The 11079-nt window shown below is 58.2% G+C and carries 7 protein-coding genes; 4 read left to right on the forward strand and 3 right to left on the reverse strand.

The features are described 5' to 3' along the window. Positions 1–50: 50 nt before the first annotated feature. The 3 genes from AC5SEM_RS20030 to treP all read right to left on the reverse strand — a co-directional run bounded on the left by AC5SEM_RS20030 (position 51) and on the right by treP (position 4563). Positions 51–1274: a maltoporin gene (locus AC5SEM_RS20030; RefSeq protein WP_137218367.1), complete on the reverse strand. Its 1224-nt coding sequence runs from the start codon at positions 1272–1274 to the stop codon at positions 51–53. A gap of 106 nt (positions 1275–1380) precedes the next feature. Then, entirely contained in the window at positions 1381–3030 is a 1650-nt protein-coding gene (treC, locus tag AC5SEM_RS20035; RefSeq protein WP_137218368.1) for an alpha,alpha-phosphotrehalase, read from the reverse strand. Positions 3031–3120: 90 nt separating this feature from the next. Further along, positions 3121–4563 carry a PTS system trehalose-specific EIIBC component gene (treP, locus tag AC5SEM_RS20040; protein WP_495471127.1) on the reverse strand — a complete coding sequence of 481 codons (1443 nt, stop codon included), beginning with the start codon at positions 4561–4563 and terminating at the stop codon, positions 3121–3123. 235 nt (positions 4564–4798) lie between these two features. Between treP and treR the strand changes: the two genes are divergently transcribed. From treR to AC5SEM_RS20060, 4 genes are all read left to right on the forward strand, one after another. Then, a complete protein-coding gene (treR, locus tag AC5SEM_RS20045; protein WP_034156275.1) occupies positions 4799–5503 on the forward strand; it encodes a trehalose operon repressor in 705 nt (234 codons plus the stop codon). Between the two features lie 101 nt (positions 5504–5604). Continuing rightward, positions 5605–7815 carry a dermonecrotic toxin domain-containing protein gene (locus tag AC5SEM_RS20050; protein WP_495471128.1) on the forward strand — a complete coding sequence of 737 codons (2211 nt, stop codon included), beginning with the start codon at positions 5605–5607 and terminating at the stop codon, positions 7813–7815. Then, complete coding sequence (locus AC5SEM_RS20055; protein ID WP_495471129.1) at positions 7745–8692, forward strand: membrane-targeted effector domain-containing toxin; 948 nt, start codon at positions 7745–7747, stop codon at positions 8690–8692. The genes AC5SEM_RS20050 and AC5SEM_RS20055 overlap by 71 nt, the downstream gene beginning before the upstream one ends. Positions 8693–8895: 203 nt before the next feature. Next, on the forward strand, positions 8896–11013 hold the full coding sequence (locus AC5SEM_RS20060) for a TerD family protein (protein ID WP_495471130.1): 2118 nt from the start codon (positions 8896–8898) through the stop codon (positions 11011–11013). Positions 11014–11079 lie beyond the last annotated feature (66 nt).

The raw sequence follows: 11079 nt of genomic DNA on the forward strand, positions 1-11079 counted from the left end.
AGTTTTGTTCTTTGAAGTGCCGATGGAGCGCGACGCTCCATCAGCATCGCTTATTTCCACCAGTATTCGACCTGCAATCCGACATTCGCACCGTGGCGAGCGGTGCCGAAAGAGCCGGTGTCAGACAATGCCGAGCCTTTCGCCAGTTCGTTGGCCGCACGTTTCGCCGCCTCGTTCCAGGTGGCGTACGTGTAATACAGACGCACCTCGGGACGCGCCCAGAACTCCGGGCCTTTGGGCGACCAGGTCGGGGCAAACGTGAACTTGCTCAGCTTGCGCGTGCCACCCGGGGCTTCGACTTGATCGTGACCCAGTTCGGTGACCAGTTTGAAGTGTTCACTGAGCGCATAGGCGGGACGCACCCCCAACGAGATCCAGTTCTGCTCGACACCGTCCGGGCGAATGTCTTTCTGATACACCGCCTCGACCTGACCACCGAAGCGCGGCGTCACCTGCCAGTCGAAAAACTCGACGATCCGGTAGCTTTTGTTGTTGTCGTCCAGTTTGACGTTGCCGGTGTAGCCCAGTCCGGTGCCCGGCCCCTCACCGTATTGCAGCGCCAGTTTGTTCTTGCCGCCGAGAAAATCCTTTTGCACATGTTGCGTGGTGATTGCCCAGCCTCGGTGGGCATCGCGGCTGTCGGGTTTGTCGATATAACTCAAGCCGAACTCCAGCTCACCGCCCGGGTTGGTCTTGAAACCGGCAACGTTGAAGTCATGCCGATTGATGTAGTCCTTCTGGTACAGATTGTCCTTGCGCGAGAAGGCGTAGCTGTATTTAAGGTCGCCGATCAATACGTCTTCGACCCCGCCCCCGGTGGCGCTCTGGTTCCAGTAGTAGAAGTCGGAAATATGGATGTCATTGCGCTTGTAATAACGGCGCCCGGCCCAGAGTGAACCGCCATTGAGCGCCGGCATTGCCGACCACTGTGCGTAGGCTTGCGGCAAGCGTATCGAGCCATTGTCGTCTTTGAACGTGGGGCTGCGGTCGTAGCGGTTATACAGCGAGGCCATGCCGTCGACACTCAGGACCGAACCATCGTCGAGGGTGTACAGATCCTGACGCAACTCCAGTTCACCGTACTGCTCGCACTCGTTACCCAGACGATATTTGGTCTGCGCACCGGGTAACTGGAAGCACGACTGACCGCTGCTGTTGACCGACGTGCCGACACCGCTACGCAAGTAGCCGCCAAACTCCAGCGCTTGTGACGCTGGCGGTAAAGCCAGGCAAAAACCTGCGACTGCAAGGCTGCGATTTATTGTTGTTTTCATAAGCCACCCCATTGTTTTTATTGTCTGGTTGCATGAATTCGGCGCGCAGAAATCCCCCGCGCAGTGCTCTGCGTGTTGTTTTGAAAGCTGTTTTTTTAGTTAACGGTCAGGGATCGATCAGGTGCAGAACGAATGACTCGTAAGGTCTTAAAGTCACCTGGCGCTTGCGCAACGGCCCGTCCGCATAATTGCTGATCAACTGGCGCTGGCTCATCGACTCGCTGATGACCGTCGCCGGCAACTCCACTTCACAGGTTGTCCCGTAAAAGTTGTTCACCACCAACAAACGCTCGGCGTCACCTTCACGCACATACGCCCAGACCTGCGGATGCTCAGGCAGCAATTGTTGGTACAGCCCGTCGGTGATCAACGATTCGCTGCGGCGCAGCGCGATCAGACGGCGGTAGTGATGCAACACCGAGTCCGGGTCGTCGAGCTGATGGGCGACGTTGATCTGCGCGGCATTGGCCGGTACCCCGATCCACGGTTCGACGCTGCTGAAACCGGCGTTCGGCCCAGCGTCCCAGTGCATCGGCGTGCGACCGTTATCGCGGGACTTCTGCATGATCGCCGCCATGTTGTCGGCATCGCTGCTGCCGGCTTCGCGCTTGAGGCGAAAGATGTTCAGCGTCTCGACATCGCGATAATGCTCGATCGATTCGAACCCCGGATTGGTCATGCCCAGCTCTTCGCCCTGATAGACGAACGGCGTGCCTTGCAGAAAATGCAGCGCGGTACCGAGCATCTTCGCCGAGCGTTCGCGGTACTCGCCGTCATGGCCGAAACGCGAGACCACGCGCGGCTGATCGTGGTTACACCAGAACAGCGCGTTCCAGCCGCCACCGGCCTGCATGCCGGTCTGCCAGTCGGACAGAATTTTCTTCAGCTGAAGGAAATCGAAGTCGGCGCGTACCCACTTCTGCAGGTTCGGATAATCGACTTTCAAGTGGTGAAAGTTGAAGGTCATCGACAGTTCTTTCGACTGCGGATTCGAATAGCGAATGCAGTGCTCGAGGCTGGTCGATGACATCTCGCCGACATTGATCAGCTCGTGCCCTTCGAAGACTTCGCGGTGCATCTGCTGCAAGTACGCGTGGACATTCGGCCCGTCGGTATAAAAGCGGCGGCCATCGCTGCTGTCTTCGGGAAAGTCTTCGGGCTTGGAGATCAGATTGATCACATCCAGACGAAAACCGCCAACGCCCTTGTCCCGCCAGAACTGCATCATTCTGAACACTTCGGCGCGGACCTCGGGGTTGTCCCAATTCAGGTCGGCCTGGGTGTGGTCGAACAGGTGCAGGTAGTACTGACCGGTCTGGGCCTCGTACTCCCAGGCGGAACCGCCGAACTTGGATTCCCAGTTGTTCGGCTGATCACGCCAGATATAGAAGTCACGGTAAGGATTGTCGAGGCTGCTGCGCGCCTGCTGGAACCAGACGTGTTCGATCGAGGTGTGATTGACCACGATGTCGAGCATCAGCTTGATCCCGCGCTTGCCCGCTTCGGCGATCAACAGCTCGCAGTCGGCCATGCTGCCGTAGCTCGGATCGATGGCGTAGTAATCACTGATGTCGTAGCCGTTGTCGCGTTGCGGCGAACGCAGGAATGGCGTGATCCACAAGCAGTCGACGCCCAGCCAGTGCAGGTAGTCGAGCTTGGCGACGATACCGAGCAGATCACCTGTCGGGTTGCCGGCGTGGCTATGAAAGCTCTTCGGGTAGATCTGGTAGATCACCGAACGTTGCCAGTCTTGCATGGCGCAACTCCTTCAATAAGTCCGTGCAGCTCGTACCCACATTGAAATGCGATCAACTGTGGGAGCGAGCCTGCTCGCGAAAGTGCTTGATCAGGCAACCCGATAACCGGGCCGGACAATCTTCATGCTCAATGCACAGGTCAGAACAAACGGCACGAGCATGGCAATCAGCATCCCCAGCACAAACATCGGGATGTACTGCGGAATGATCGAGATGAATCCCGGCAGGCCACCAACGCCAATGGCCGAGGCCTGAACCTTGTTCAACGAAAGAAACACACAGCCCAGCGCCGAGCCGGTCAGCGCGGCGTAAAACGGAAACTTGTAGCGAAGATTGACGCCAAACATCGCCGGTTCGGTGATACCGAAGTAGGCGGAAATCGCCGAGGTCGACGCCATGCTCTTGTCCCGCGCATTGCGCGTCATCCAGAACACCGCCAAGGCAGCACTGCCCTGTGCGAGGTTGGACATGACGATCATCGGCCAGATGAAGGTGCCGCCCTGGGTCGAAATCAATTGCAGATCGACCGCGAGAAACATGTGGTGCATGCCGGTGATCACCAGCGGCGCGTACAGCAGACCGAAAATCGCGCCACCCACCATCGGCGCCAGGTCAAACAACATGACCAGCCCCTCGGTGATGAAGATGCCGATATGGCGGGTCACCGGGCCGATCACTGCAAGCGCCAGCACGCCGGTGACGACGATGGTGGTAATCGGCACCACAAGCAATTGAATGGCGTTGGGGACGCGCGCGCGCAGCCATTTTTCGATGACGCTCATCACGTAGGCGGCCAGCAGAATCGGCAGGATCTGCCCCTGGTAACCGACCTTTTCCACCTGAAACAGACCGAGAATGTCGAAGTACGGCAACTGCTGCCCGTCCAGCCCGGCCACGGCCTTGCCGTAGTTCCAGGCGTTGAGCAGATCCGGATGTACCAGCATCAGGCCAAGCACAATGCCGAGGATCTCGCTGCCGCCAAAGCGTTTGGCCGCCGACCAGCCCACCAGCGCCGGCAGAAACACGAACGAGGTGTTGGCCATCAGGTTGATCAGGCTCCACAGCCCGTCGAGTTTCGGGTAGGCATCGAGCAGGGTTCGCCCTTCGATGAACATGCCTTTGGCGCCGAGCAGATTGTTGATGCCCATCAACAGGCCGGCAATGATCAGCGCCGGCAGGATCGGCATGAACACGTCGGAAAACACCCGCACCAGCCGCTGCACGGCGTTGATCTTTTCGGCGCTCTTCTGTTTGACGTCAGCGATGGTCGACGCCGCGAGACCGGTCTGGCGACGCAGTTCGGCATAGACCTTTTCCACTTCGCCCGGACCGATCACCACCTGATACAGGCCGCCGGTGAAGAACGAGCCTTTGACCAGGTCGATCTGGTTCAGTGTGGCGCTGTCGACCAGGCTCGGGTCCTTCAGGGCCAGCCGCAACCGCGTGACGCAATGGGCAGCCTGTTCGAGGTTTTCGCTGCCGCCGAGGCTTTGCAGCAATTGCCTGGCGATATTCGGGTAGTCGTGGCTCATGCTAGTTCTTCCGCTATGGATTGTTGTTATTGGCAGCACGCCGAAGCGAAAAATACTCGTCTGTACGAGTTAATGCAACAACTCGTACAGACGAGTTTGTTTATGGTTATTCCCGCCAGACCGAAGACGAATTTTCCTACTCAGCCCTAAGGTGATTTCCATCGTCCACATGGACAAAGCCCTACCCTGGCCTTAAGGTTCGTGGCTTTGAGCACAGTCGGCACCGAGCCTACCCATGAGCAAATACAACCAGATCTATAGCGATCTGCTGGCCAGCATCACGACTGAACGCCTGGAGCGCGGCGCCCGCCTGCCTTCCGAAACCGAACTGATGGACAGCTATCAGGCCAGCCGTGGCACGGTGCGCAAGGCGATCGAACTGCTTCAGGAACGCGGCTTTGCGCAGAAGATCCACGGCAAGGGCACCTTCGTGCTTTCGACCAACCCGATCGAGTTTCAGCTCGGCGGCATCGTCAGCTTTCAAGAGACCTACCCACGCCTGGGCAACGACGTCAGCACCGAAGTGGTCGAACTGAGTCAGATCCCGCTCGAAGGCGCCCTGCTCGAACACATCCATGCCGAACCGGGCAGCCTCATCACGCGGATCAAGCGTGTGCGGCGGATCGACGGCAAACGGGTCATCCTCGACATCAACCACTTCGTCAGCGAAGTCATTCCCGGTCTGTCCCTCGATATTGCCGAGCAGTCGATCTACGCCCATATCGAACAGACCCTGCAGCTACAGATTGCCTACGCCCAACGCACCATCGAAGCCGTGCCGCGCAGCAAGGACGATCAACTGCACCTGGACCTCGACGGCCAGAGCCATGTGATCGTGGTCAGCAACCAGACCTTCCTTCAGGACGGTCGTCAGTTCGAGTACACCGAATCGCGGCACACCTTGGACAAGTTCTACTTTTCCGACGTGGCACGGCGCTGACCCCGGCACATTTCCAACGATCCTGTGCGGTACATATGTAGTGCACTCCCCTTGAGCGAATCGGCCATGCTCGGCCTTCATTTCTCAAGGATGGAGAAAGCATGTACGCCACCCAACCAAGCCCTCTGCCGAACGCGGCAGACAAGGCTGCTCTGAAGCGAATCGCCTATACCGTCGTGCAGAACTGCCCCGGCCTGCAGGACGCCGCCCGTGAAGCGGCCCGTGATCTGCTGGAAGCCCAAGGCTTGTCCAGCCTTGATCCGGATGAGGTTTATTTCCATCGTTTCAAGACGGCCCAGAGCAGTAGCCGCTCGTTTACCGGCTGGGAGCACATCCGCGAAAAACCCTACGAATCGATGACCCTGACGCAGTTGGTGATTCATCGTTTTCGCGCCACCGACCAGGACAATGCCGATCTTCTCGATCTGTACGGCGGCTTCTATACGGAAGGTCCGCAGTCTGAGAATTTCGACGAAAAGAACCAGGTGCGCCTGCATGGCAATGAGGTCTTGAAGGCGTTCTGGAACCTCGATTTCAGTGGGCACTACACGGCCATTCTGACGGACTTCTGGAACAGTCACGGCGAGGATTTCCGCACCTTGGCCAAGTGCAATTTCCTTAGCCGTGCGGTGCAGGCTCTGGATCTTGGGCAGCTCAACGGCAGTGACTTTCAATGGCTGGTGGATTCCGTGGTGGGGCCTCTCAGTTGGCCGGTCACCTTGAGCATGCTGCAAGCGAGTCACACACCAACGGGGAAGGTATGCGCCTTCGACATTGACGGACACGTCGCCCCGCAACTACTGCGCCTCGTCGCCCCCGCCGGCCGGCAGATTATCTATCTGCCCAACGAAGCCGAGGCATTTGTGGTCAAGGAAACGGCGGCGGACCTGCATTGGTGGGTGCTGGATCAGCTGAACGACGCAAAACGCCGCGCGACCTTCCTGAATCATTTTGCTCTCGCCGATCGTCAGCAGATGAGCGAGAACATTAGTGATCTGATGAATCGCCTGGTGGCCACCTGGGGCCGGGCCGACCATCACCTGATCAACCGTACAAACCAAGTGCTGAGCGATGATGCATTCTGTTGGCTACGCGACTCGACCCGCCAGGCAATGTTCGCAGAAGCGCACCTGTCCCTGACATCCAATGGCGATCTGCGCAAAAAGTTGTGGATCGGTTACCTCAGTGCGGGTCTCAAGGTGTTCGGGCCGATGGCCACTGTCGGATGGCCGCTGGCGTTGCCGGTAATAGGCGCGACCATCGCCAGCATGGGCCTGAATATCGATCAGGCGCAGAACGGCAAGACCAACGCCGAACGCAAGGCCGGCGTATTGGGGGCGGTACTGAGTGGCATCAACCTGTTATTCAACCTTCCATTGCTGATCGGCACCGGGCCGATGCTGGAGATTGGCGCCGAAGTCGATGCGGCAGAGGCCGCAGAAATGGCCGAGTACAGCGAAGCGCTGAATCCTCCCTCCGAGGCTGACAAGCCAATGCAGATCATGGTGCCGGACGATGCCGAAATCACCCTGCCAAATGTCGATGAAACGACGCTGATTCCTGCGCAGAACGCCCCATCGCCAGCAGTACCCGAACGTTATCAATGCAACGAGTTGCTCGACGGCACGGCACTCGGCAAGGAGTTCGGGAAGTTCCACGGAATCTACCGTCTCGACGCTGATCCGCCCTACGCCATCCTGATGAATGACGCTCCGTACTACGTGCGCTACTTCGCCAACTCTCGGGGCAGTGGTGACTGGGCGATCATAGATCCTGAGCGACCCAACCAGCTCGTCCACGCCCTGCCTGTCCGTCTCAATGCCGAAGGTGAATGGGAGCGCATGCCAGCACTGGGCCTCAAGGGAGGCGGCCAGTGCATGGGCAAGCAATGCGCCCCTGATATCGAACTCGGTACCTTCGAACCGGCATCACCGGAGACGCCCGCACAACCAGTGGCAGAACCGCAATCCTCGACATCACGGCCCCCGCGCCCGGTGACCAGCGCCTACGACATCGACCCGCCGGTGCGTCGTTCGATAAAAGCCTGGGCACTGAATCTCAACGAAACACATGCCCAACTGCAGCCCGACGGTGCTGGCAGTTTCGGCATGGACGACCCGTTCGAGTTGTATGCCGCCGGCAAACGCCAACTCCTGCAGAGTTCAGCCCGAGGCCTTTTTCAGGAACCTGCCGTGGGTTATTCAGCCTGCTCGTCCGGCAATGCGCGAAATCAGCCGCCTGATGACGCTGGCCGATCTTGTCGACGGGATTTTTGGAAGTGCTTCAGGGCTAGTGGTGGGAGAAACCCTTGATCGCATCGCCAGCCTGCGTTTTCTGATTGAAAGCATGCCGGCATTGGCCCGCCACGCGAAAACCCTCTACATGCGCGGGCTGCTCAGTGACTTCGCTCAGGTTGAACTGAACCGCTACTTCATCAGCGGCCAGATGACCGTGGATTTACGCACTTACCTGAACAGCCTCGGCACCGATCCCGGCGGTCGATTCAACCCGTTGGAACTGGTCCAGGTCGCACGAGCGAACGGGGTTCGGGTCCAGGCGATCGACTGCGCCGCCAGCTACAAAATGAAAACCCCGCTGCCCTCCGTCGACGAGCAGATGATGAGCACCTATCTGACAAACGACATCATGACCGGCGATGTCTACCTCAACAGCCCGGGAAAATGGATCGTAGTGACGGATGCTCACAACACCAATACCTTCAGAGGACTACTGGGCATCAGTGAGTTGAAAGGAGCAATCGGTCTGCGAATCGATGAAGTCGGCATTGGTGAAGAGCTGGGCGTGGATGTCGATCCGGGTATTGAAGTACCACGCGGCAGCTCGCCCGGTGGCACTGTCAGGCAAGGAAATCCGGATCTTCTGCGCGCCGACTTGCGCTTGAAAGTCCAGGCACCCGAGCTGGCCTGGAGCGAGGAGACGCTGGAGAATCTTTTGTACAGGCGTGGCATGTATCTGTTCGAAAAAGCGGGCGACAGCTACACCCTGATCCACCGCAGCAAACAGGGCATGCTCCAGCGCACGCCGATAACTCGATTGAGTGACGGCAAGGTCTCGCTCCACCGACCTGCGTGGCAGCGTGTGAATGACATCGAGTTCGCCAATCTGAAGGACATGTCTCAGCGGTTGTCCGATACCGGACTGATATTGCGTAGCCGGATCCCTGATTGAGGCTAGTCGGTAATGCACACTCTTCTGGCGAAGCAGCTTGTTACCGTTGAGATACGCAGTAAGCTGACAAAAAAGAACAGCCTTACGTAGAATGCCGCCGTGGCTATGGAACACCTTCCTTCTAAACCTCCTATGACCTAGGGGTTTCGCTCTCCACACCGCGCCTGCTTTTTGCAGGCGTTTTTACATCTGCTGTAGACACGATGCTGCAGCTCGTCCGTGACGGCGACCAAAGGAGAAAATCAAGCATGAATCAGGAGCTGTTCCTGCGTCGCCGCAGCAAAGTTCACGTGCCAACGGGCACTGGCGGTGCCACGCGCGCTCAAGTCGCATCGGCCGTCCAGGAAATCGCGGCGTTTCGATGCGTACTGTCAGAGTCCCTGATTGAGCAAATAGGCATGTTGTCGGCGTCAGAACTCAAGTACTGGCTACGCGAAATTATCAGAGTCTTGCGACGAAGAGCCGGCGCTCATGTGAACCACCGGCCGTTTTATCCAGACTTTCCAGAGCAGGTTCTGAAAGCCCCAGAGGCAGAGCTGTACCTTAACGCCGTCATGCACTACCTCACGCTTCGGCGTTTGCCACCGACTGAAAACGCTCGACCTCCGATGCTTGAAGGCAACTTCATATCCTGGGTGATTGAAACGGGTAGCGTCTCTGAGTTCGAGTCACTGCTCGAACCGCTGGTTTCATCGCGCACCTCGCTCTCTGAAGAGGATACTGCTGATGTTGCCTGGTTTATCCGAAACTACAAAAGCGATGTGTTCCGCCAGCTGCCCGAGGCCATCCCGTTCCGGGAGATCCGTGCACAGGTTGGCGGCGCACTGATCCTGCATGTCGCTGGCGACAAACGGGTAGACACATTCCTGGAGCGGAATGTCGAAACAGCGACTGACGTACTACGACTGGCAGTCGCCCTAAGCGGAGGAGACGTGTCGCTGGCGACCGCTACGACACGTTTCAAACCGATGAAGCGCTCGATGCGCCGTCTGTTTTTGCACCTGCTCGATAGAATACCCAACGCTGCCGAAGACGTAATGCGTCATGCGGAGCGCTGGAAACGCCTGGCTGAAGTACTGCATCCGGGCGACTACGCCGATAAATATCCACACGCTCTGGCCGCTATCACGGCAGCGCGTCGAAACGAACCGCCCACCACATTTAATTCACGAGTCGAAACATTGCTGGTCCAGCGTGACATCGCCACGCTTGTGCCAATACTACAAAGCCGACCTGGTGAGTTCGCACGACGGCTTGACGTGACCCTGCGCCGCGCGACGGAAGCCGACTCGGTACTCGACGCATTCGAGGCCGTTGCCGCACAAGTGTCCTCACCTGTCCTGCTGCAGGTGCTGGCCCAGGTTCGTGCACCGCGCCCCCTGCCCCTGCGCGCCTTCACTCCGAAAGGTTCATTCGCCAAAGTCTATGCCATCAACGATCGCCGAGAGCCTCTTGCACCTGAAGTGTTGGCGCATGCAGCCCGAATCTGCGAGGACGCTCTCGTACAGCGATTTGCGTCACTGCCGCCGCTAGGGCGTTGCTTCATCGATCCGGCATTACGCGAATACAGGGTGCCGCTAGTGCAGCGCGCCTCTTCGAAGTCGCTACGTACGCTGGTGCGAGGCAGTCGGTTGCCTATCCCTGACACACGTTTTATTCGCCTGTTCCTGTGGTGGAAGAATGGCAGGGGCCGTACGGATATCGACTTGTCCGCCGCATTTTTCGATGCCAACTTCGTGTTCAGAGAAACGGTTGCGTACTACAACCTGAAAGGGTACGGCGGATACCACAGCGGCGACATCGTCGATGCGCCCGATGGGGCCTCGGAATTCATCGACCTCGACCTTGATGTTCTGGTTGAGAAGGGCATCCGCTACGTCGTCACGTCTATCACTTCATTCACCGAACAGCCGTACTGCGATCTTCCGGAATGCTTCGCTGGCTGGATGGCCCGCACCGACACGGCGTCGGGTGAAGTATTCGAGCCGCGATCCGTGTTCGACCGTATCGATATCGCCTCCGACACAGTTATCTGCCTGCCATTCGTGATGGACTTGCAGGAACGACGCATGATCTGGGCAGATCTGGGGCTTACTTCATCTCCCCGGTGGAACAACGTCGATAATAACCTCAGCGGGGTATCGTTGATGCTGCGAGCCTTGGTGCATACACCACGGCCGGATCTGGAAACGCTGTTCGACTTACATGCTCGAGCACGGGGAAAACGAGTGGATTCGCCGCAGCAGGCAGAGGCAGTGTTTGCGCTAGATAAAGGGCTGACGCCGTTCGATACGGATCTGATTCGATCCCAATATCTTTGATACCGGCGACAGGTGCCTGGAGGACGCCGGACAAACAGTCCTCCTCCATCACCCCCACTCTATTAT

The organism is Pseudomonas sp. CH61 (assembly GCF_059429415.1).